Annotated in this window: 19 protein-coding genes; 11 read left to right on the top strand and 8 right to left on the bottom strand. The window is 46.5% G+C overall.

What is annotated here, in order from left to right:
• Positions 1–19: 19 nt before the first annotated feature.
• Entirely contained in the window at positions 20–379 is a 360-nt protein-coding gene (locus CWI73_RS02115; RefSeq protein ID WP_126751333.1) for a hypothetical protein, read from the top strand.
• Here CWI73_RS02115 and bioA read toward each other — a convergent pair.
• Positions 361–1,668 carry an adenosylmethionine--8-amino-7-oxononanoate transaminase gene (gene bioA, locus CWI73_RS02110; protein WP_126751332.1) on the bottom strand — a complete coding sequence of 436 codons (1,308 nt, stop codon included), beginning with the start codon at positions 1,666–1,668 and terminating at the stop codon, positions 361–363. The genes CWI73_RS02115 and bioA overlap by 19 nt on opposite strands.
• A 102-nt stretch (positions 1,669–1,770) precedes the next feature.
• On the opposite strand from bioA, the gene bioB reads away from it, so the two are divergent.
• The 7 genes from bioB to CWI73_RS02075 all read left to right on the top strand — a co-directional run bounded on the left by bioB (position 1,771) and on the right by CWI73_RS02075 (position 8,608).
• Complete coding sequence (gene bioB / locus CWI73_RS02105; protein ID WP_058579572.1) at positions 1,771–2,808, top strand: biotin synthase BioB; 1,038 nt, start codon at positions 1,771–1,773, stop codon at positions 2,806–2,808.
• 11 nt (positions 2,809–2,819) lie between these two features.
• On the top strand, positions 2,820–3,956 hold the full coding sequence (locus CWI73_RS02100; protein ID WP_126751331.1) for an aminotransferase class I/II-fold pyridoxal phosphate-dependent enzyme: 1,137 nt from the start codon (positions 2,820–2,822) through the stop codon (positions 3,954–3,956).
• A complete protein-coding gene (locus CWI73_RS02095) occupies positions 3,953–4,738 on the top strand; it encodes a methyltransferase domain-containing protein (protein WP_126751330.1) in 786 nt (261 codons plus the stop codon). Before CWI73_RS02100 ends, CWI73_RS02095 begins: the two co-directional genes overlap by 4 nt.
• Before the next feature lie 12 nt (positions 4,739–4,750).
• On the top strand, positions 4,751–5,425 hold the full coding sequence (gene bioD / locus CWI73_RS02090) for a dethiobiotin synthase (RefSeq protein ID WP_126751329.1): 675 nt from the start codon (positions 4,751–4,753) through the stop codon (positions 5,423–5,425).
• A gap of 57 nt (positions 5,426–5,482) precedes the next feature.
• The gene (gene htpX / locus CWI73_RS02085; RefSeq protein ID WP_126751328.1) at positions 5,483–6,340 is read left to right on the top strand and encodes a protease HtpX; all 858 of its coding nucleotides are present in this window, start codon (positions 5,483–5,485) and stop codon (positions 6,338–6,340) included.
• A gap of 71 nt (positions 6,341–6,411) precedes the next feature.
• Entirely contained in the window at positions 6,412–7,770 is a 1,359-nt protein-coding gene (locus CWI73_RS02080; RefSeq protein WP_126751327.1) for a class II 3-deoxy-7-phosphoheptulonate synthase, read from the top strand.
• Between the two features lie 40 nt (positions 7,771–7,810).
• Entirely contained in the window at positions 7,811–8,608 is a 798-nt protein-coding gene (locus CWI73_RS02075; protein WP_126751326.1) for a DUF1338 domain-containing protein, read from the top strand.
• A 20-nt stretch (positions 8,609–8,628) separates the two neighbouring features.
• Here CWI73_RS02075 and ppsR read toward each other — a convergent pair whose 3' ends face one another.
• Positions 8,629–9,438: a posphoenolpyruvate synthetase regulatory kinase/phosphorylase PpsR gene (gene ppsR / locus CWI73_RS02070; RefSeq protein WP_088768150.1), complete on the bottom strand. Its 810-nt coding sequence runs from the start codon at positions 9,436–9,438 to the stop codon at positions 8,629–8,631.
• A gap of 108 nt (positions 9,439–9,546) precedes the next feature.
• Here ppsR and ppsA point away from each other — a divergent pair, with 108 nt between their 5' ends.
• Positions 9,547–11,913: a phosphoenolpyruvate synthase gene (gene ppsA, locus CWI73_RS02065; RefSeq protein WP_126751325.1), complete on the top strand. Its 2,367-nt coding sequence runs from the start codon at positions 9,547–9,549 to the stop codon at positions 11,911–11,913.
• 2 nt (positions 11,914–11,915) lie between these two features.
• Positions 11,916–14,945 (top strand): D-2-hydroxyglutarate dehydrogenase YdiJ, encoded by a 3,030-nt coding sequence (ydiJ, locus tag CWI73_RS02060; protein ID WP_126751324.1) that lies wholly within the window; start codon positions 11,916–11,918, stop codon positions 14,943–14,945.
• A gap of 25 nt (positions 14,946–14,970) precedes the next feature.
• Here the strand turns inward: ydiJ and CWI73_RS02055 are convergent, their stop codons facing one another.
• The 6 genes from CWI73_RS02055 to CWI73_RS02030 form a co-directional block, all read right to left on the bottom strand.
• Positions 14,971–16,008 (bottom strand): Glu/Leu/Phe/Val dehydrogenase dimerization domain-containing protein, encoded by a 1,038-nt coding sequence (locus tag CWI73_RS02055; RefSeq protein WP_126751323.1) that lies wholly within the window; start codon positions 16,006–16,008, stop codon positions 14,971–14,973.
• A 126-nt stretch (positions 16,009–16,134) separates the two neighbouring features.
• Positions 16,135–17,283 carry a cupin domain-containing protein gene (locus tag CWI73_RS02050; RefSeq protein WP_126751322.1) on the bottom strand — a complete coding sequence of 383 codons (1,149 nt, stop codon included), beginning with the start codon at positions 17,281–17,283 and terminating at the stop codon, positions 16,135–16,137.
• Complete coding sequence (gene purB, locus CWI73_RS02045; RefSeq protein WP_126751778.1) at positions 17,280–18,650, bottom strand: adenylosuccinate lyase; 1,371 nt, start codon at positions 18,648–18,650, stop codon at positions 17,280–17,282. The genes CWI73_RS02050 and purB overlap by 4 nt, the downstream gene beginning before the upstream one ends.
• 23 nt (positions 18,651–18,673) lie before the next feature.
• Positions 18,674–19,294: a high frequency lysogenization protein HflD gene (gene hflD, locus CWI73_RS02040; RefSeq protein ID WP_126751321.1), complete on the bottom strand. Its 621-nt coding sequence runs from the start codon at positions 19,292–19,294 to the stop codon at positions 18,674–18,676.
• A complete protein-coding gene (gene mnmA / locus CWI73_RS02035) occupies positions 19,291–20,406 on the bottom strand; it encodes a tRNA 2-thiouridine(34) synthase MnmA (protein WP_126751320.1) in 1,116 nt (371 codons plus the stop codon). Before mnmA ends, hflD begins: the two co-directional genes overlap by 4 nt.
• A gap of 78 nt (positions 20,407–20,484) precedes the next feature.
• Positions 20,485–21,063, bottom strand: coding sequence for a pseudouridine synthase (locus CWI73_RS02030; RefSeq protein ID WP_126751319.1), 579 nt, complete (start codon positions 21,061–21,063; stop codon positions 20,485–20,487).
• A gap of 105 nt (positions 21,064–21,168) precedes the next feature.
• Here CWI73_RS02030 and CWI73_RS02025 point away from each other — a divergent pair, with 105 nt between their 5' ends.
• Entirely contained in the window at positions 21,169–21,921 is a 753-nt protein-coding gene (locus CWI73_RS02025) for a DUF2189 domain-containing protein (RefSeq protein WP_126751318.1), read from the top strand.
• Positions 21,922–21,925 lie beyond the last annotated feature (4 nt).

The raw sequence follows: 21,925 nt of genomic DNA, 5'->3' as shown, positions 1-21,925 counted from the left end.
GTCAACAGAGAGAAAAATTATGAAAAGGGGCTCTATAGATGACTTAAAAAAAGTATCGTTTTGGTCAAGGGTACTTGGCTTATTATGCATTGTTGGCTGGGTTATATTTGTTATAGCCACTATCGCTTTTAACTACGCCAAGCCAGAGCGTAACACCATACTGACGCAAATCTTCGGTATTCCGGTCCGGGATTACTGGCATATAACACTGGGTGACCTGTTTGTGATCACGCTGTGTATTGGTTTGGTCATTAGTCTAATAAGCCTGGCACTCAACTTTGTGCTCTTCAGGCAGCATAAACAGCATATTTGGGTGAACCTGGTAATACTCGTTTTAAGCTGCCTGGGCGGTTTGTCGCTTTACTTCTTCGGCTTCTGAATGCTTTTGGCGTATTCCGCCATGGCAGAGCACAAAGCTGACAACTCCTGTTTGCTAATAATGTAAGGCGGCATGATGTAAAGCAGTCTGCCGAACGGGCGTATCCAAACACCGCGTTTAATGAATAAACGCTGGGCTTCGGCGACGTTGATTGTCTGTTCCATTTCTAAAACACCAATAGCGCCAAAAACTCGTGCTTCGCGCACGGAACTGAGCTCATTTAAGGGCAGTAACTTATCTTTGAGGTGTTTCTCTATGGTACTCACTTGCTGCTGCCAATTGCCTTCACTAATTATGGCTAAAGACTCCGATGCGACAGCGCAAGCCAGGGGGTTTCCCATAAAAGTAGGTCCGTGCATGAGCGCGCCACCGGCAGGACCTTGCCCGATAGTTTCAGCGACCTTTGCGGTCGTGACGGTTGCTGCTAACGTCATATAACCGCCTGTTAACGCTTTACCAAGGCAAATGATATCGGGCGTTACTTCGGTGTGTTCGCAGGCGAATAATTTTCCGGTTCTACCAAAGCCAGTGGCAATTTCATCGGCAATGAGCAGCACCTCGTATTTATCACAAAGCGCTCGAATAAGTTTCAGGTAGTTAGGGTGGTAAAAACGCATGCCTCCGGCCCCCTGAACAATAGGTTCAAGAATAACGGCGGCTAATTCTTTATGGAACTGTTCGAACCATAGTGTCAACTGCTGGCCAGAATTTTCATCCCATTCATCGTCGGGTGTTAACTCAGGGGCATCAGCAAAAATTTGCGTAGCAATGGCTTTATTAAAAAAGCTGTGCATGCCATTTTCCGGGTCACACACCGACATAGCTTTAAAGGTGTCACCGTGATAACCGCCTTTTATGGTTAACAGCTTAGACTTCTCAGGGCGTGACTGCGCCAACCAGTACTGCAGGGCCATTTTTATGGCCACTTCGACACTGACAGAGCCTGAATCTGCAATAAACACTTTCTCTAACGGAGCGGGCAGCATATCAACCAGTTGTCGCCCCAGTTTAATTGCCGGCTCGTGAGTCAGCCCCCCAAACATCACATGGCTGACGGTATCTATTTGTTGATGGGCAACCTTATCCAACCGTGGGTTACGATAACCGTGAATGACCGCCCACCAGGAGGACATTCCGTCAATAAGCTGCTCGCCGCTTTTAAGGGTAATAGTGGCACCTTTTGCTGAGCTCACTTCATAGGAAGGTAGCGGGTGGCTCATTGAGGTATAGGGGTGCCATAAATGTTGACGGTCGAAGGCTTCATTACTTAAATGGCTTGATGAGGTCATAAATTACCCAGTTGTAAAGTTTCTATTCTTGTGTAAATTGACAGGACAATGATAACGCATATTCTATGCGACATTAACTGTTCAAATGACGAGATTATTATTATGTCTGCCATTCGCAATGACTGGACCATTGAAGAAGTCCAGAATTTACTACAGCTTCCGTTTAATGACTTAATGTTTAAAGCCCAGAGTGTTCACAGAGAGCACTTTAACCCGAATGAAGTACAGGTCAGTACGCTGCTTTCTATTAAAACCGGGGCGTGTCCTGAAGACTGCAAATATTGTCCGCAAAGCGCGCATTACCATACCGGACTTGACCGGGAGCGCTTAATGGCTGTTGAAAGTGTCTTGCAGGAAGCGCAAGCGGCGAAAGACAAAGGAGCCAGTCGTTTTTGTATGGGGGCTGCATGGCGTAACCCGAAAGACAGAGATATGCCTTACATTATGGAAATGATTAAAGGCGTTAAAGAGCTGGGTTTAGAAAGTTGCATGACACTGGGCATGCTGAGTGCAGAGCAAGCGAAGCTGCTGCAGCAGGCCGGGCTTGATTACTATAACCATAACCTGGACACCTCACCGGAGTTTTACGGCGACATTATTACCACACGAACTTATCAGGATCGCATTGATACCCTGACCAATGTTCGTGATGCAGGTATGAAAGTTTGCGCAGGCGGCATTGTTGGTATGGGAGAAAGTGTGAAAGATCGCGCCTCATTGTTGGTGCAGCTGGCTAACTTACCCAAGCACCCTGAAAGTGTACCCATTAATATGTTGGTGAAAGTTGAAGGAACGCCTTTTGCTAAGCTCGAAGACTTAGATAATTTTGAGTTCGTACGTACCGTTGCTGTTGCCCGTATTCTAATGCCGCAGTCGCATGTTCGTTTGTCGGCTGGCCGTGAAGACATGAATGACGAAATGCAGGCGCTATGTTTCTTAGCTGGTGCTAACTCGATATTTTATGGTGAGAAACTACTGACCACAGCCAACCCCGAAGCAGATGCTGATCTTCGTCTATTTGAGCGCTTAGGCATTACGCCAGAGCAGACCGATGGCTATGACGACGAGGTACATACGGCTGTGATTGAAGATGCCATTGCTGAACAAGAGCAGCCGGTTCGTTTCTACGACGCGTCTTAAATTAACAGCCAATGCACGAGTCGCTACGTCAGAAACTTAAGCAACGAATGTCGTCGCCGCAAATGCGTCGGCGGCGCTGTCGAGCAGCAAGGGAAAGCAGTGTTGTACTCGACTTTTCGAAAAATGATTACCTGGGGTTAAGTCAGCACCCCCAGGTTAAGAAACAGTTCGTTGATGCGACTAATGAATGGGGCGTAGGAAGCACCGGTTCTCCATTATTAAGTGGTTATAGCTTGGTGCACCAACGGCTCGAAGCAGAGCTTTCAGAGTGGCTGGAGAAGCCAGCTGGATTACTTTTTTCTTCTGGCTTCGCGGCTAATGTCGGAGTTCTGAATACTTTGGTCGGTGACACCAGTAAAATATACGCGGATAAACTGGTTCATGCGTCTTTGATTGACGGTATAAAGCAAACTCGCCAACGGTTTAAGCGTTATGCTCACAGTCAACCTCTGACAATTTCTGAGGTACTGAAACCCGGCGACTGGTTGGTGACGGAAGGTGTGTTCAGTATGGACGGCGATGACGCCGGCATTAAACAATTAATCGAACTGAAGAAACGCCAGCCGAGCACCACGGTTATGGTGGATGATGCGCATGGCATTGGTGTTCTTGGTGATAGCGGCAAAGGCGCATTATCGAATGATTTGGGCGTGGCTGACATCATGACAGGGACTTTTGGCAAAGCTTTTGGTGTTGGCGGAGCGTTCGTTTGTGCGGATCAAGACACTATTGAAGCGCTAATTCAGTTTTGTCGAGAATATATCTATTCAACCGCAATGCCACCGGCACAAGCGGCCGCAGCAAGCGCCGCCCTAATGATTATAAAGGACCAGGAAGGGCGCGAGAAGCGAGAACAGTTGGCACAATTGGCGCAGCAATTTCAATTAGAGATGTCTCGTCGAGGGTTAGCCTACATTAAGTCTTCAACTCCAATTCAAAGCTGGCTGTTTAAAAGCGAAGAGTCTGCCAAGCGAATGGCTGGCGAACTAAGCAGCTTGGGTTATTTATGCCGTGCCATTGTTCACCCCACGGTACCTAAACATTCACCCCGAATTCGCTTTAGTTTAAACAGCAATATGCAGCCTGCTCATATTAGTCAGTTTTGGCATGCGGCGGATGGGTTACTGGAGCGTGACAACGCATTATGAAGCCGCTTAATTTTGATAAAGCCGTTGCTCAGCATTTTGATCGTGCGGCGACAAGCTATGCTCAGCATGACGAAATTCAAAGAAAAGCTGCCCACGACTTATTGGACTGCGCCAACACAGTCAAGCCTATTAGCCAGAAAACAATTGTTGATATTGGCTGTGGGCCCGCGGTTGAGACAGCACGACTTGAGAGTTATAGCCAGCAATACCTGGGTATTGATATTTCAAGAGAGATGTTGGCACGGGCTCAGACGTTAAATCCTCACTTGAGCTGGTTACAAGGCCATTGGACTGCGCTGCCTTTAGCCAATGAGAGTGTCGACTGGGTATTTGCAAATTTGTCACTGCAGTGGGTGGATGATTTAAACACGGCGTTTGCGGAAGTATACCGTGTGCTTAAACCCGGTGGTATTGCCACGGTGAACACATTGCTTCCGGGAACTTTTTCTTCTTTGCAAAGCAGTTGGGCTGAGGTCGACAACAAACCTCACATCAATAATTTTTCAACACAAGCGGATATTGCCCAAGCGACAGAAGCATTCCCGTGGTTGCATAAAACCTTTTATACGCATAATTACGTTCAGTATTTTCCTAGCTTACGTGCATTGCTAACAAGCATAAAAGGGGTGGGAGCCAGCTTGGTAAAAAGAGATAACAACTCAGGATTGATGACAAAATCTAAGTTCCAAACTTTAGAAACTGCTTATGAGACCTACAGAACAAGCGATGGATTACCATTGGAATGGCACATTATTAATATAGTTTTAATTAAGCATGGTTGATTAATAGTTAATATGGATATCTATTTTATAACTGGTACTGACACAGATGCAGGTAAAACAGTCGCAGCGTGCGGCTTTGTTCAGTACTTAGTGGAGCGCGGACAAAGAGTCGCTGTAATGAAGCCAGTTGCCTCCGGTTGCGATATGACCGACGGGCAACTAAAAAACCCAGACGCCTTAGCGTTAATGAAGGTTGCTAACGTTACTCAACCCTATGAGCAGGTTAATCCTTATACCTTTAAACCTGCAATTGCGCCCCATATTGCCGCTGCTGATGAGAATTTAGAAATATCTTTGGGTAAGCTTCAGCAGACGGTTGACGAAATTCGTCAAAGTAAGGTGGATGCTTTAGTAATAGAGGGCGCAGGTGGCTGGCAGTTGCCTTTATCTAATTCACAGTTTATGCCAGAGCTCGTTGAGCGACTGTCTGCAAAAGTTATTTTAACGGTGGGCTTAAAGTTAGGGTGCTTGAATCACGCTTTACTAAGCGCACAGTCCATTAAAGCGTCGGGATGCGAACTAGCGGGCTGGGTTGCTGTGCAAACGACTGAAACTCCTATGCCAAGACAAACTGAGAACCTGGAAACATTAAGCCTTGTATTGCGGTCAAAACCGATAGCTATGCTGCCTTATATTCCTGATTGGCAGACACAAAATTTAGCCAGTAAATTTTCATTGGTGTATTGAACTTAATGCTAAACGCCTACATATCGATAACTGTGACTATTTTTAACGGAGACTAGGATGAAAAGAATCCTGCTGTTTTTAGCAACCAACTTAGCTATTTTATTGGTTGTTAGCGTTGTTTTTAATATTGTCATTGCGGCGACTGGAATCGATGCTCGTGGGTCTGCTGGGCTATTGATTTTCTGTGCATTGTTTGGATTTGGTGGTGCATTTGTCTCACTGTGGATCTCGCGCTGGATGGCTATTCGTTCAACTGGAGCAAGAGTTATTGATCAGCCCCGGAATCAGTCGGAAGAGTGGCTGTTAAAGATGGTTCAGAAGCAGGCGCAAAAAGCCGGCATACCGATGCCACAAGTAGCGGTTTACCAGTCTCCATCGCCTAATGCCTTTGCGACCGGGCGCAGCAAGAACCATTCATTGGTTGCGGTAAGTACCGGTCTTTTACAAAGCATGAACGCGGATGAAGTGGAAGCTGTGCTGGCGCACGAAGTCAGCCACATCGCTAATGGCGACATGGTAACGCTGACTTTGATTCAAGGCGTGGTGAATACCTTTGTGATGTTTTTTGCCCGCATTATCGCCAGCGCTATAGCACGAGGCGACAACCAACGTGGGAGCTTTGCTTATTATGGCTTAGTCATGTTACTGGAAGTTGTTTTTGGTATTCTGGCCAGCGTGATTGTGATGTGGTTCTCGCGTCAGCGTGAGTTCAGAGCCGACGCAGGCTCCGCAGACTTAGCGGGTAAGCAGAAAATGATTGCTGCGTTACGCCGTCTGCAGCAAGGTCGCGAGTCTGAGCTGGATGGCACCATGTTGGCTTTTGGTATTAAAGGTAAACGCTCAACCATTGGCAGATTATTTATGAGCCATCCGCCTTTGGAAGAGCGTATTCATGCACTGGAGCAACGACGTTAGTCGTTGCTTTTCAGCGGCGGACACCGTACATTCGTACCTCTTATAGAGCAAAAAAATCGGAAGTTAATTTTATGGCACAGTGGAGTGCGCGCAGCTGGCGCGATAAGCCAATTCAACAACAACCCAGCTATCAAAACGAACAGCAGCTGCATGATGTCGAGAGGCAATTAAGTCAGTTCCCACCGTTAGTCTTTGCAGAAGAGATTCGAGCACTAAGAAATCAGCTGAACGATGTTTGTCAGGGCAACGGTTTTTTGCTGCAAGGCGGCGACTGTGCTGAGTCCTTCAGTGACTTTAATGCCCCCAAAATACGAGACACCTTTAAAGTTATCCTGCAAATGGCCATTGTTATGACTTTTGCAGGCTCATGTCCGGTGACCAAAGTTGCAAGAATGGCGGGTCAATATGCCAAGCCTCGCTCAAGCGACTTCGAGTCGATTGATGGTGTCAGCCTACCAAGTTATCGCGGCGATATTATTAATGGCTCTGATTTTAACGAAGCCTCCCGTGAACCGGATCCTGAGCGCATGCTTAAGGCGTATCATCACTCGGCGGCAACATTAAACCTACTGCGAGCTTTTGCACAGGGCGGCTTGGCAAACCTGCATAAGGTTCATAAGTGGAACTTAAGCTTCATTGCGTCAAACCCGTTGAAAGAACGTTATCAGCAAATTGCGGAAGAAATACAATCAGCGCTGCGCTTTATGGAAGTGCTTGGTATTAATGCCGATAACAATGCAACCATTCATGAAACATCGCTGTTCACATCACACGAAGCGTTACTGCTACCATACGAGCAGGCTTTAACGCGTACCGACACCCTTACAGGGTTACCTTACGACTGTTCGGCACACATGGTTTGGATAGGTGAACGTACGCGTCAATTAGACCATGCTCATGTCGAATTTATGCGAGGCATTAATAACCCGATAGGTGTAAAAGTGGGTCCGAAAATGCCGGAAGACGAACTTATTCGTCTCATCGATACGCTTAATCCGGATAATGAAGCAGGGCGCTTAACACTCATTACCCGCATGGGCGCAGACAATCTGGCAGAAAACATGCCACGCCTGGTGCGCCGGGTAAAAGAAGAGGGTCGCAATGTTATATGGTCGAGTGACCCAATGCATGGCAACACTATAAAAGCTGACAATGGCTTGAAAACGCGATCGTTCGACGCCATTCATAAGGAACTGAGACAGTTTTTCGCCATTCATCAGTCTGAAGGTACGTACCCTGGCGGAATTCACCTGGAAATGACCGGGGAAGACGTAACTGAATGCACTGGTGGCGCCTATAAAATCAGCGAAGAAGACTTATCGAGCCGCTACCGCACGCAGTGCGATCCACGACTTAATGCCGATCAAGTGTTAGAATTGGCATTTTTAGTGGCCGAATCGCTGAAAGCAGCTCGCAATGGCGAAGGCTAAATTTTCTATTTCATTGAATCTATAAGAGGACAACCGTTGTATGTCACAGCAGGTAGAGCAGTTATTTGAGAATTTGTGGCAAGATTATCTATCGCGCACGCCATCGGCAGAAAAAGTACACAAAATTCTGGGTGAAGGACACCCGATCATTAACGATCACGTGGCTTTCAGAACATTTGATATTGCTCCGGTTGGCTTAGAAGTTCTGGCACAGCACTTTCTCGATTTAGGCTACAAGGAAGGCGGTGATTATCACTTTGAAGCGAAAAAGCTTCGCGCTAAACACTTCGAGCATGAAGACCCTGAGCTGCCAAAAGTTTTTATTAGTGAGTTAATGACCAGCGAGTTTTCTGACGAGTTGCAAGCTAAAGTGAAGGATATGGTCGCTCAAGTCTCTGAAGAAGACACTAAGAAACCTGACTTTTTGTACTCAGGAACCCACTGGAAAGTCAGCCATGAAGACTATCAGGCGCTGTTAGAAGAAAGTGAATACGCTGCTTGGATGTCGGCGTTCGGCTATTGTGCAAACCACTTTACTGTCAGCGTTAACCAACTTCCGGGCTACGAGTCACTGGAACAGGTTAATCAGAAGCTAAAAGACAACGGCTTTACCCTGAACACCTCTGGTGGTGAAATCAAAGGTTCGCCTGAGGTCTATCTTGAGCAGTCATCGACTATGGCGGACCGCCATGACGTTGAGTTCTCTGATAAAACGGTCAGCATTCCCAGCTGTTTCTATGAGTTTGCGAAACGCTATGAAATAGAACCTGGTAAGCTCTACACAGGTTTTGTTGCGGCGTCTGCAGACAAAATTTTTGAAAGTACAAACGCAAAGTAAGCGGTAATAACGGAACGGCACTAATAGCGGTGCCGTTCTAAGTTGGTCTTCGCAAGAATCTTCGCGGCAATTTCTTCGACCGAATAATGCGTTGAATTGATAAAAGGTATTGCCTCCCGGCGGTACAATTTTTCGACTTCAGCCAACTCAAACCGACACTGTGCTAACGATGCATAACGGCTGCCTTCCCTACGCTGACTGCGTATTTCATGCAGGCGCTGAGAGCTGAGCGTTAGACCAAAAATTTTATGCCTGTGCATTTTCAGCTCTTTGGGTAACTGCAAACGTTCAAAGTCATCGTCGTCGGTAAGCGGATAGTTGGCGACCTTAATACCGTATTGCATGGCCAAGTAAAGGCTTGTCGGCGTTTTACCCGTTCTTGAAACGCCTACCAGAATAAGATCCGCCTTATCAAGCTGGTTGAGACGTTTACCGTCGTCGTTATCAAGGGCGTAGTTAATGGCATCTATTCGGAAATTATAATTCTTATGGACACCATGAGTGCGGTGGGTCTTCGGTTCGGCTTTAACGTTAAGCTCTTTCTCAACCGGTGTCACAAAGTGATCCAGGAAGTCATAGCAAACGCCCCCGCAATTCGTGATTTTTGACTTTAGCGTTTCATTAACGAAGGTATGGAATATCAGCGGCGGCTCGCCGCTCTCTTCTTTTGCCTTTTGAATGGTTTTACAGACATTTTCTGCTTTTTTTTGTGTATCAATAAAGGGCAGCGTTTTATGCTCGAATTTTACCGGAAACATTGAGAGCAGGGCATGACCAAAGGCCTCAGCGGTCAGTGCCGTGCCGTCAGAAATATAAAAGGCGTAGCGCACGTTAAGTCTCTTTTACAAAGGATTAATACAGCGATATTAACTTGTTGAGCTATAAAGTGTAAAATACCCGACACTTCCATGCCTAAAAAATTAATTGAGGACTGTGACGTGCAAGAATACGTAGTGTGGTACCAAGATCTGGGAATGCAGGACGTTAATCGAGTGGGAGGCAAAAACGCCTCTCTGGGTGAAATGATCAGCAACTTATCGGGCGCCGGCGTTGAAGTTCCCGGAGGTTTTGCGACCACAGCCGAAGCTTATAATCAGTTTTTGGAGCAAAGTGGTCTTAACGATCGCATTCACGATTTGCTCGACAGCCTCGATGTCGATGATGTTCAAGCGCTTGCTCAGGCAGGTCAAAAAATTCGCCAATGGATAATCGACACACCATTCCAGAGCGAGTTTGAAAATGCCATTAAATCAGCATTTGAAACGCTGAGCGAAAACAACGACGAGTTTAGTTTCGCTGTACGTAGCTCAGCGACGGCTGAAGACATGCCAGATGCGTCATTTGCCGGACAGCAGGAAACATTCCTGAACGTTCGTGGCTTAGACAATGTGATGGAAGCCATTAAACATGTTTTCGCTTCATTATTTAACGACCGGGCAATTTCTTACCGAGTTCACCAGGGCTATGACCATCGTGGTGTTGCGCTTTCGGCAGGCATTCAGCGTATGGTGCGTAGTGATATTTCGTCCTCGGGCGTTATGTTCAGTATTGATACCGAGTCAGGTTTCGAAGATGTTGTCTTCATTACCTCGTCTTTTGGACTTGGGGAAATGGTCGTGCAAGGCGCTGTTAACCCTGATGAATTCTACGTTCATAAACCAACGTTAGAAGCAGGGCGCCCGTCGGTATTGCGACGCACACTAGGCAGCAAGAAAATCCAGATGATTTTCTCAGAAGACCGTGCGCACGGTAAGCAGACATTAATTGAAGACATCGACACAGAGAAAAGCCGCACGTTCTCAATTACTGACGACGAAGTTGAAGCTCTGGCCAAACAGGCGCTTATCATTGAAAAGCACTATGGTCGTCCAATGGACATAGAGTGGGCAAAAGATGGCGTTGATGGCAAACTGTATATTGTTCAGGCACGTCCTGAAACGGTGCAGTCTAACCAGAAAGGCCAGGCTATTGAGCGTTTTGCTCTGAAAAGCAAGAGTGACGTAGTTTGCCAGGGCCGTGCTATCGGCCAGCGTATTGGTCGTGGTGTTGCACGCGTGCTCAATGATATTAGTGAAATGGACAAGGTTCAGCCGGGCGATGTGCTGGTAACAGACATGACGGATCCTGACTGGGAACCTATTATGAAACGCGCCGCTGCCATTGTTACTAACCGTGGTGGTCGTACTTGTCACGCGGCTATCATTGCGCGTGAGTTAGGCATTCCAGCGGTTGTTGGTTGTGGTGACGCAACAGATCATATTGCTAATGGCCAGGAAGTGACTGTTTCTTGTGCTGAGGGTGATACCGGCTATATCTATCAGGGGCAGCTCGATTTTGACGTCACCGAGTCACGCATTGATGCTATGCCACCGTTACCTCTGAAAATTATGATGAACGTTGGTAACCCTGACCGCGCGTTTGATTTTGCTGGTTTACCTCATGCGGGTATTGGCTTAGCGCGTTTAGAGTTCATTATTAACCGCATGATAGGCGTGCATCCAAAAGCACTGTTGAACTATGACGAACAAAGTGATGATCTGAAAGCGACTATCGACCAAATGATGGCGGGCTACAGCAGTCCTCGCGAGTACTATGTTGCGCGTTTGGCGGAAGGTATTGCTACCTTAGGTGCTGCTTTCTCACCCGAGCGTGTCATTGTTCGCATGTCTGACTTTAAGTCTAACGAATACGCTAACCTTATTGGCGGTAGTCAGTACGAACCGGGCGAAGAGAACCCTATGCTTGGGTTCCGCGGTGCTTCCCGCTATATCTCTGAAGAATTCCGTGACTGCTTTGCATTAGAGTGCGAAGCTATTAAACGGGTTCGTAACGACATGGGACTGACGAACGTCGAAATTATGATCCCATTTGTACGAACTCTTGAAGAAGGTCGCAAAGTTATTGAGCTTCTGGAAGAGCAAGGTTTAAAACAAGGCGAAAACGGTCTGCGCGTCATTATGATGTGTGAGTTGCCGTCGAATGCACTGCTCGCTGACGAATTCCTCGATATATTCGACGGTTTCTCTATTGGCTCTAACGACTTAACTCAGTTAACCCTGGGGCTTGATCGTGACTCGGGTGTGATTGCGCATTTATTTGATGAACGCAATGAAGCCGTTAAAAAGCTGCTTGCTATGGCTATTCAAACGGCTAAGAAGCGAGGTAAATACGTTGGTATTTGTGGTCAGGGGCCGTCGGATCATCCCGACTTTGCTGCTTGGTTGGTTGAGCAGGGCATTGACTCTGTGTCACTGAACCCTGACACCGTTATTGAAACCTGGATGTATTTGTCGGAACACCTATAAGTATGACCGCATTACCGAAAGTTTCAGCGGAAAGTGCGTTACCGGAAAACTACCAGAGTTTTTTAAAGTCATTAAAAGGCTCTGGATTCTCCGGCGAAATAGATGTGAGTTATTCGGGGCGGCTTATTGCCGCTACCGATAACAGCGTTTATCAACAGTTACCTCAGGCAGTTTTATACCCTAAAAAGCAATCTGATCTTGTTCTGGTGATGAAGTTAGCCGGTCAGGATGAGTTTTCTGATATTCAATTCTCTCCCCGAGGCGGTGGTACTGGCACCAATGGTCAGTCATTAACCTCCGGCATTGTGGTCGACATGAGTCGACACATGAATAAAGTACTGGAAGTGAATGCCGAAGAAGGCTGGGTTCGCGTGCAGTCCGGAGTGGTAAAAGACCAGTTAAACGATGCGTTGCGCCCGCATGGCTATTTCTTCTCGCCTGACCTGTCGACCAGCAACAGGGCAACACTGGGGGGCATGATTAACACCGATGCTTCCGGGCAGGGCTCTTTGGTTTACGGAAAAACCAGCGACCATATTCTCGAGCTTAAAACCGTACTAATTGACGGAAAGGTTCTGGACAGTGGTCCGGTATCACTTGAGCAAGCAGAAAGCATTGCACAAGGGAGTGACCGCATAGCCAGAATCTATAGGCAGGTCATAGACACTTGTGTTGGCGAAGAGCAGTTAATAGCGGATAAATTCCCGCCGCTGAATCGTTTCCTTACCGGTTACGATTTAAAACACGCCTACAACCCGAAAGAGCAGCTTATTGATGTATCACGTATCATTGCCGGCTCTGAAGGAACACTTGGATTTGTCAGCGAAGCGCGTCTAAATATTACGCCGATTCCTAAGCATCGTGTGCTGGTTAACGTTAAGTACTCTAATTTCCAGGCTGCCTTAGAAAATGCGCCATTCCTGGTGGAAGCAAATGCGACGTCGGTCGAAACTGTTGACAGTAAGGTGCTGAACCTTGCGCGGGAAGATATCATCTGGAAGTCTGTGTCACACTTGCTTGAAGACGTTGAAGGCAAACGCATGGACGGCATTAATATGGTCGAGTTTACCGGACTTGACCAAGATGACATAGATACTAAGGTCAATACGCTTTGTCAGCGCCTGGACAAACTCATTAAGAGTAAAGACAACCAGGGGGTTATTGGCTATCAAATTTGTGATGATTTACCGAGCATCCAACTGATTTACGCAATGCGCAAAAAGTCAGTCGGCTTGTTGGGAGCAACAAAAGGACGACGCAAACCCGTTGCTTTTGCCGAAGACACAGCCGTGCCGCCTGAAAAACTGGCACCATTTATTAATGAATTCAGGGCTTTGCTAGACAGTAAGGGCTTAGATTATGGCATGTTCGGTCACGCCGACGCTGGTGTTTTGCATGTTCGACCTGCGCTTGACTTAACGGAACCCGCAGACGAAAACTTGTTGCGAGAAGTGAGCGATGAAGTGGCTGCACTGACGCAAAAATACGGCGGCTTAATGTGGGGCGAACACGGTAAAGGGTATCGCTCCGAATACGCGCCTAAATTCTTTGGTAACGAGTTATACAAAGAGCTGCAAAAAATAAAAGCCAGTTTTGATGCCAATAATCAGCTCAATCCAGGAAAAATTTGCACGCCAATTAGCACAGAAGCTCAATTAGTTTCAGTGGATGCGATAAAGCGTGGCTACTATGACCGGCAAATACCGATTGAGACACGTGAAAGCTACCAAAACGCAATGGACTGTAACGGTAATGGTCTTTGCTTTAACTACGACACTGCATCGGCTATGTGCCCGTCTTATAAAGTGACACGCGACAGGCGTTATTCACCGAAAGGCCGAGCAGGACTAGTGCGTGAGTGGCTGCGGCTGACACAAAAAGAAGGGTACGACGCGACACAGGCTCCTGAACAAAGCGGTTTTTTTGAAAAATTATCGCGTAAGTTCAAACCATTGGATGACTTTAGCCATGAAGTGAAAGACTCCATGGACAAATGTTTAGCCTGTAAGGCGTGCACCAACCAGTGCCCGGTAAAAGTCGATGTGCCGACGTTTCGTGCGAGGTTTTATGAACATTACTACAGCCGATATTTCCGTCCATTGAAGGACTATTTGGTTAAAAATGTTGAAAAAACCGGACGTCTGGCAAGTCGTTTCCCAACCGCTAGTAATATGTTGATTAATAACCCGGCATCTCGCTGGGCGCTTAAACATATTGTGGGTTATGTAGATACGCCAAGCTTTTCAACGCCAGATTTACTGAGCGGTTGGAGGCAGAGTGGGTTTGATATTTTGGATACCCGGGAGGTTCTCCAGTTATCTGAAAGGGATAGAAGCAGAGCCGTTGTTATTGTTCAGGATCCATTCACCAGCTTTTATGAAGCAGAGTTTGTTCTCGCTTTGGGACATTTGATTTCCAAACTCGGTTACAAGCCAATATTGCTGCCGTTTTCAGGGCACGGTAAGGCGCAACACGTAAAAGGCTTTCTGAGCGATTTTGACGAAACTGCGCGTAAAGTGACCGAACAGTTACAGCCGCTGTCCGATGCTGATATTCGTCTTGTTGGGCCAGACTCTTCAACAGCATTAATTTTTAGGGATGAATACCGAAAAGCCTGTAATGGCGAGCTGCCTCCGGTTAATGTGAGTACGGTTATTGAATGGCTTATGTCTGTGGACTTTGAGTCGCACGATCAAAAACGATCAAGTCACTATGGGCTGCTGCTGCACTGTACTGAACAAAGCTTTGTTCCTGAGTCAGCGAAACAATGGCAAACGCTGTTCGCTAAGCTGGGTCTCACTCTGGATATTGTTAATGTCGGTTGTTGTGGTATGGCGGGTACTTTTGGTCATGAGGTTAAAAACCTGGATGACAGTATGGGTTTGTATCACATGGGTTGGCACGACGCGGTTCAGCGTTATGGGGCTTCAGGTGTTCTGGTTACCGGATTTTCCTGCCGCTCGCAAGTAAAACGGGTAGAAAAAAAGCGGGTGAAACACCCGCTCGAAGTTATTCTGCAAAGCCTGGTTTAATCACCAGGCTTTTTTATCAGCGTATTTACTGCTTGCCTTTGGCAATGATTTCTCTTGCCATCTCATCAGCAATAACACCTGTTGGGCGATCTTCCTCTTTAGCTCGTGCAAACAGCTTGTCCAGAGTGTCGTAAATAGCGCGAACACGCTTATCCGTTTCTTCCAGACTCATATTGGCCGCTTCAGAGCAGACATGAATAACACCACCGGCATTAATGACGTAGTCGGGCGCGTACAAAATGCCCATGTCTTTAACAGCCTGGTCATGCTTAGGGTTCGCTAGCTGGTTGTTTGCGCTACCGGCAATGATTTTCACCTTAAGTTGCTTCAGTGTTTCATCGTTAATGGTTGCGCCTAATGCACAAGGTGCGTAAATATCAGCATCAACGTCGTATATTTCATCCAAACCAACCGCTTTTGCGCGTAATTCTTTAACCGCACGCTCAACAGACTCTTCGTTTATATCGGTAACGATAAGCTCAGCACCGTCTTCTGCACAGTGCTTAGCAAAGTCATAACCGACCGAGCCTAAACCTTGCACAGCAATTTTTACGCCTTTTAAGTCTTCGCTGCCTAAACGGTGTTTTGCTGCCGCTTTTAAGCCCAGGTAAGTACCCAAAGCTGTGTGTGGAGAAGGGTCGCCGGCCTTGTCAGCAGTACCTGCTACGTGGCTGGTTTCTTTTGCAACGATGTCTATATCTTCAGTGCGGATGTTGACGTCTTCTGCGGTAATGTAACGACCACTTAACGACTCGATAAAACGGCCATAAGCGCGGAACAGCTCTTCGTTTTTAATTTTTTTTGGGTCGCCAATAATAACCGCTTTACCACCACCTAATGGCAGACCTGCCATTGCACTTTTATAAGTCATACCACGAGACAGGCGCAATACGTCAGTTAGTGCTTCAGCTGATGAGCTATAGTTCCAAAGGCGAGTACCGCCAAGGCTTGGACCTAATGTAGTGTCATGAATAGCAATAATTGCTTTCAAGCCAGATTTCTGGTCATGACAGAATACAACTTGCTCGTGATTATCAAATTCAGGGTGCTCGAATAGAGACATGAATTCTAATTCCTTATTGCTTAAAAAATTGCGCGAACATTACCACGTAGGGCAACCGTTCGCTACTGAATAAAGTCAATAAATACGCGTATTCAAACAGGTGTTTATCAACTTCTCTTTACAGAATTATTCAGGTGCTTCATCAATGAAGAAATAGTAACCACCCAGGTTAATGACTTCCGCCAGAAATGCCTGGCTTTCCGGCGTTGAAAAGGTGGCTTTTAGCTCTGTAGCAGGACTGCTGCCGTGCATTTTAGCGAGTTGCGTAGCGGCTTGCTGTGCCGCTTCAGGCACCTCGAGTTTTTCACCGTTTAAATAAAAAGTGTCATTATTTAAGCACAGTAGCCGGGCACCGGGAGCGCGTTCAATAAAAGCAGCGCCTTGCTCGAGCATTGCAGGTATTTGCTCTGCTGTTACAGGTAACTCAGGGTCTACCAAAGGACGCTTCGATTGCGATAGTAACCGGGCAATCAAGTCACTGGACTCGTCTGATGATATTGCTTCTATTAATAATGACTTAACAGCGTCTAGCTGCTGTTCGGTGATCTCATAGCCAGACGATGGTGCTTGACTGTCTGGATCCGTGTAGCGCTTGGTTAGCACGTCATTAGCCATAGCGCTGTCGCCCAGTTGCCACAGCAACTCAGCTTGAGAGGGAGCTCTAAAGCCAACGGAGTAATTCAGCGACGGCTCAAGTGCTATGCCGTCGTGTGGGCAGCCTGCCGGAATATACAACACGTCACCGCTTTCGAGTTCTTCGTCAATAACGACGTTAAAATCATTATTGACTAAGCAAAGATCCTCAGTGGGTTGCAACTCCTGTAACGGTTGACGGTTGCCCACGCGCCAGCGTCGCTTACCTGCGCCCTGAATAATAAAAACATCGTATTGATCGACATGTGGACCAACACCACCGTTTTCACAGGAAAAGCTAACCATGACATCGTCCAGACGCCAGTCTGGCAGGAAGCGAAAGGGTTGCAGAAGTTCGCCGACTTCTGGCACCCATTCATTAACGGACTGAACTAATAACGTCCAGTCCGACTCACCAAATGATTCATATTCTTCGAAGGGACCATGAATGACCTGCCAGCCTGACTCGGTATTGGCATTTGTCTGCACAATACGGGAATCGGCACCTTCCTCCATGGCTAAGCCCGCCAGTATTTCAGGACTAATAAGGTCTGAAAATGCAGCAAAGCCTTGCTTAATTAAACAAGGCTTTTTCTGCCAGCTATTCGCCAGGAAGTCTGCTATATCGAGGTTTAATGTCATACTAAATCATCAACAAACTGAACCGCACGGCCAATGTAGTTTGCCGGACTTAGCGCTTTCATTTCATCCTTTGCTGCGTCAGGAATATCTAACGCATCAATAAAGTCGCTTAAGTCAGCTGGGGTAATGCGTTTACCACGAGTTAAAGCTTTGAGTTTTTCATAAGGTTTTTCGACGCCGTAGCGACGCATCACGGTCTGTACCGGCTCTGCCATTAGCTCCCAGTTGTCATCTAACTCGGCGGCCAGTCTGGCTTCATTAACTTCCAGCTTGCTGAGACCTTTTTGAGTCGCCTGATAAGCAATAACTGCATAAGCTAAACCAACGCCCAGATTACGCAATACTGTTGAGTCCGTTAGGTCACGTTGCCAGCGGGAGATAGGCAGTTTCTGCGCCAAATGCTGCATAATGCTATTAGCTATACCCAGGTTGCCTTCTGAGTTCTCAAAATCAATGGGGTTTACCTTATGAGGCATAGTAGAAGAGCCGACTTCACCTTCAATGGTTTTTTGCTTGAAATGATTCAGGGCAATATAACCCCATACATCACGGTCAAAGTCGATAAGCACGGTGTTAAAGCGTGACAGGGCATCGAAGTACTCCGCAATGTAGTCATGCGGCTCGATTTGAGTGGTGTATGCGTTCCAATTGAGACCTAAAGAGTCAACAAAGCGCTCAGAAATGCCGTGCCAGTCAACATTTGGATAGGCCGCAAGGTGAGCGTTGTAGTTACCCACCGCTCCATTTATTTTACCCATAATATTAACCGCTTTAAATTGTTCAAGTTGACGCTCTAAGCGAACAGCAACATTGGCAAACTCTTTGCCCATTGTCGTTGGTGTAGCTGGTTGACCATGGGTACGAGCCATCATTGGAACGGCGCGGTACTCTTTAGCTTTGGCTTTCACATCGTCGAGCAGTTGAGTCATCATTGGCAACAGTACGTCGTCTCGCGCTGTTGCCAGCATTAAGCCGTGTGACAGGTTGTTGATATCTTCTGAGGTGCACGCAAAATGAATGAACTCTGATACATTATTGAGTTCGTCGTTTGATGCCACTGACTCTTTTAAAAAGTACTCGACCGCTTTAACGTCGTGGTTCGTCGTTCTTTCAATTTCTTTAATGCGCTCCGCATCTTCAACAGAGAAGTTTTCAACAATACCATCGAGTATTGCATTTGCGTCGGCGCTTAATGCAGGAACTTCTTTAATGCCATCGACAGTTGCTAACAATTGTAGCCAGCGGACTTCGACAGTAACTCGGAACTTGATTAAGCCGTATTCACTAAAAATAGGGCGCAGCATTTCTGCTTTTGAAGCATATCGACCGTCAACAGGGGATATCGCAGTGAGTGAAGATAAGGGCAACATACAAAGTTCTCCGAGTTTGATTAAGCAATTTGAAGGAGCTGCTGAGCGGCTTTCAGCATCTGTTTTCTTGAAAAAATGAAATGGCGACGCTTGCCGCCTACTTGATTCCAGAGTATGGCACTGCGTACTCCCGCAAGTAGCAGGGCACGGATATGATGCTGATTAGCATCGGACTTTAACACCTCTGGTTTACCATTGATTCGAATAGGCTGACCTAATGGGCTTATTAACTCACGGTATACGCCAGCCATACTTTCTAAAATGCGGTACTGTTCAAAACCAAATTCTTCTTTTTGGCGCTTTATTTGAGAAATGCGCTGGCCCAGCTCGTCCAATACTTTTGGCTCTTTTAATAAGAGTCTTGAAAGGTGCAGCATCCCAATTAAATAGCGTGTGACTTCAACATCTTTCTGAGAGCTACTGCCAATTTGGCGCACAAGCGTCTGTAAGCCGGGCTGGATATTCGCTAGTCCACCGTAAACCTGTTCGATGGAGTCGGGCGACTGTTGTAACACACTGTGAACTAATGTGTCGGTAATGGATTCTGGATACAAACTGCCGCTGCGCGCTATTTTTTGTACCGCAGCGGCACTTAATGACATACCGGCTAATGCAATAACTCGCTGTTGCCAGTCGTTCATAGTTTTACCTCAAAATCGGTCAGGCGTTTTTCAATAATACCGCCCCCAAGGCAGACGTTATCGATATAGAACACCGCTGACTGGCCTGGTGTAACTGCGGCAACGGGGTCGTCAAACTCAACATGAACGTCACCATTGTTTAATGGTGTTACCTGACAGGCGATATCGTTTTGGCGATAACGCGTTTTTACGGCACAGCGGAACGGTTTCACAGGCGTTTCCCGGTTCACCCAATGCAGCTGACCGGCAATTAAGCCTTTAGAGTATAGGCGAGGGTGGTTCTTGCCTTGTGCAACAATCAGTACGTTACGTTCAACGTCCTTATCGACCACATACCAAGGGTCGTCAGAAGCGTTAGCTAGGCCACCAATATGTAAACCTTTGCGTTGACCAAGCGTGTGGTACATTAAACCTTCATGCTGCCCAAGAACATCACCGTCGACGGTTTCGATGTCACCAGGCTTAGCCGGCAGATACTGCTGTAGAAAATCTTTAAACTTACGTTCACCAATAAAACAAATACCGGTAGAGTCTTTTTTATCCGCCGTTACTAAGCCTTGTTCCTCGGCAATACGTCGAACTTCAGGCTTTTCCAATTCGCCAACCGGAAATAGTGTCTGCGCGATATGCTCATGACTCAGTGTATACAAGAAGTAGCTTTGATCTTTGTTATTGTCCAATCCACGCAGCATTTGCCATTTTTTGCCGTCATATTGGCGGCGAACATAATGGCCTGTGGCGATATAATCGGCGTCCAGCGCTTCGGCAGCAAACTCAAGAAAGGCTTTAAACTTAATCTCTTTGTTGCACATGATGTCCGGGTTCGGAGTACGGCCGGCTTTGTACTCTTCCAGGAAATACTCAAAGACGTTATCCCAGTATTCCGCAGCAAAGTTAATGGTGTGCAGTTCAATACCCAGGGTTTCGCAAACTTTTTCAGCGTCAGCCAAGTCGTCGGCGGCCGCACAATACTCGTCCGTGTCGTCTTCTTCCCAGTTTTTCATAAACAGGCCTTCAACATGGTAGCCCTGTTGTTTTAGAAGATATGCTGAGACAGAGGAGTCGACTCCTCCGGACATTCCGACAATGACTTTTTTTACTGCTTCACTCATAAATTTGCTCGGACGTTTTGGCGTACTAAAATTGGCGCGTATTCTATCATTTTCACCGTCACAGCGGTAGTCAAAGGTTTACCAAACCGGAGGCTCTTCACGCCATTGTCCCGGCTGTAATCCTTTTAACTGAAAAGGGCCGACTGCGGCTCTTATCAACCTTAACGTTGGTAGTCCAACGTGTGCTGTCATGCGACGAACCTGTCTGTTTTTGCCTTCTCTTATTTTTATGCAAAGCCATGTGTCCGGAATCGACTTTCGCTCTCTAATAGGCGGGTTACGGGGCCATAAGTTATTCGGCTCGGGCATAACAAAAGCTTCTGCCGGGCGGGTTAGGCCATCTTTTAGCTCAACACCGTGACGAAGTGCTTCCAGTTGCTCTTCAGTCGGCTCGCCTTCGATCTGAACCCAATATGTCTTCCATACCTTATACTTAGGGTTCGCAAGTCTCGCCTGATACACACCGTCATTGGTCAGCAATAACAAACCTTCGCTGTCTTTATCGAGTCGCCCGGCAGGGTAAACGTCTTTATGAGGAATATAGTTTTTTAAGGTATCATCGTCTGCTTCGCCGCTAAATTGCGATAAAACACCGTAAGGTTTATTAAGCAAAACCAATTTGGGGTTCGCAGGACGTTCTTTACGTTTTTTCTGCATGAGACTCCTTAAGTGTTTATCGAAATTATTGGATTGTCGATGTGGATGCTCTAGTATAGCGGGCGCTATTTTAACCGACTCAGCAATTAAAGTGTGGTAATTTTTGTGAATGATAACAAGCTAATAGTAGGCGGCTCATTAACCGATGCTTTGACCGGCAAATACGACTTCTCTTTAAAAAACGTAATAGAGCAGTCTTTTAATGTCACTAAGAACCATCTTGGCTCTTTATTAGGCGGCTTTTTAATTCTATTTGGCATTAACGTTTTAATGGTGTTGGTGCTTATTAATTTCTTCTCGCTGGAAAGTTTTGAGAACTCCCTCGAGCTGCAATTTTTAACCAGTATTATTCAAGCGGTTATTAACGCACCACTTCTCGGTGGACTTATGTTGATGGGCATAAAACACAGCGTCGACATAAAAACCAAAGCAACTCAAGTATTTGATGGTTTTCAGCGCCTAATGCCACTTATTGTTGTGTCACTTATTGCAACGGTCTTAAATATTATTCTGACGTTGTTACTGGGTCAGCTGCATCCGAACCTAGGATTGCTTGGGTCTTTGTATTTAACGGTAGTGCTTGCGCTAGCCATGCCTCTTGTTATTGAGCGAGGCGTTAGTCCGTTAAATGCGTTGTATTATTCTTTCCGTATTACGCATTACAAGTTACCTAAATTTATTGTCTTGTTCTTGCTTATTATGGGCGCACTATTTTTGGCCATTATTCCATTCGGCTTAGGGCTTATTTGGATGCTGCCTATGATTTATAATCTGATAGGTGTGGTCTATAAAGAGATTATTGGCGTAACAGTTATAGAGAAAAACAGACCTGAGCCGTCTGACAATATTTCTGTTTAAGATT

The sequence above is a fragment of the Idiomarina piscisalsi genome (genome assembly GCF_003987095.1).
GTDB classification, from domain to species: Bacteria; Pseudomonadota; Gammaproteobacteria; order Enterobacterales; family Alteromonadaceae; genus Idiomarina; species Idiomarina piscisalsi.
The sequence above is the reverse complement of the archived record's forward strand: the minus strand, read 5'-3'. Positions and strand labels throughout refer to the sequence as shown.

Coding starts and splice junctions, on each gene's coding strand:
- CWI73_RS02115 (WP_126751333.1), top strand. CDS start 20: ATGAAAAGGGGCTCTATAGATGACTTAAAAAAAGTATCGTTTTGGTCA.
- bioA (WP_126751332.1), bottom strand. CDS start 1,668: ATGACCTCATCAAGCCATTTAAGTAATGAAGCCTTCGACCGTCAACAT.
- bioB (WP_058579572.1), top strand. CDS start 1,771: ATGTCTGCCATTCGCAATGACTGGACCATTGAAGAAGTCCAGAATTTA.
- CWI73_RS02100 (WP_126751331.1), top strand. CDS start 2,820: ATGCACGAGTCGCTACGTCAGAAACTTAAGCAACGAATGTCGTCGCCG.
- CWI73_RS02095 (WP_126751330.1), top strand. CDS start 3,953: ATGAAGCCGCTTAATTTTGATAAAGCCGTTGCTCAGCATTTTGATCGT.
- bioD (WP_126751329.1), top strand. CDS start 4,751: ATGGATATCTATTTTATAACTGGTACTGACACAGATGCAGGTAAAACA.
- htpX (WP_126751328.1), top strand. CDS start 5,483: ATGAAAAGAATCCTGCTGTTTTTAGCAACCAACTTAGCTATTTTATTG.
- CWI73_RS02080 (WP_126751327.1), top strand. CDS start 6,412: ATGGCACAGTGGAGTGCGCGCAGCTGGCGCGATAAGCCAATTCAACAA.
- CWI73_RS02075 (WP_126751326.1), top strand. CDS start 7,811: ATGTCACAGCAGGTAGAGCAGTTATTTGAGAATTTGTGGCAAGATTAT.
- ydiJ (WP_126751324.1), top strand. CDS start 11,916: ATGACCGCATTACCGAAAGTTTCAGCGGAAAGTGCGTTACCGGAAAAC.
- CWI73_RS02055 (WP_126751323.1), bottom strand. CDS start 16,008: ATGTCTCTATTCGAGCACCCTGAATTTGATAATCACGAGCAAGTTGTA.
- CWI73_RS02050 (WP_126751322.1), bottom strand. CDS start 17,283: ATGACATTAAACCTCGATATAGCAGACTTCCTGGCGAATAGCTGGCAG.
- hflD (WP_126751321.1), bottom strand. CDS start 19,294: ATGAACGACTGGCAACAGCGAGTTATTGCATTAGCCGGTATGTCATTA.
- mnmA (WP_126751320.1), bottom strand. CDS start 20,406: ATGAGTGAAGCAGTAAAAAAAGTCATTGTCGGAATGTCCGGAGGAGTC.
- CWI73_RS02030 (WP_126751319.1), bottom strand. CDS start 21,063: ATGCAGAAAAAACGTAAAGAACGTCCTGCGAACCCCAAATTGGTTTTG.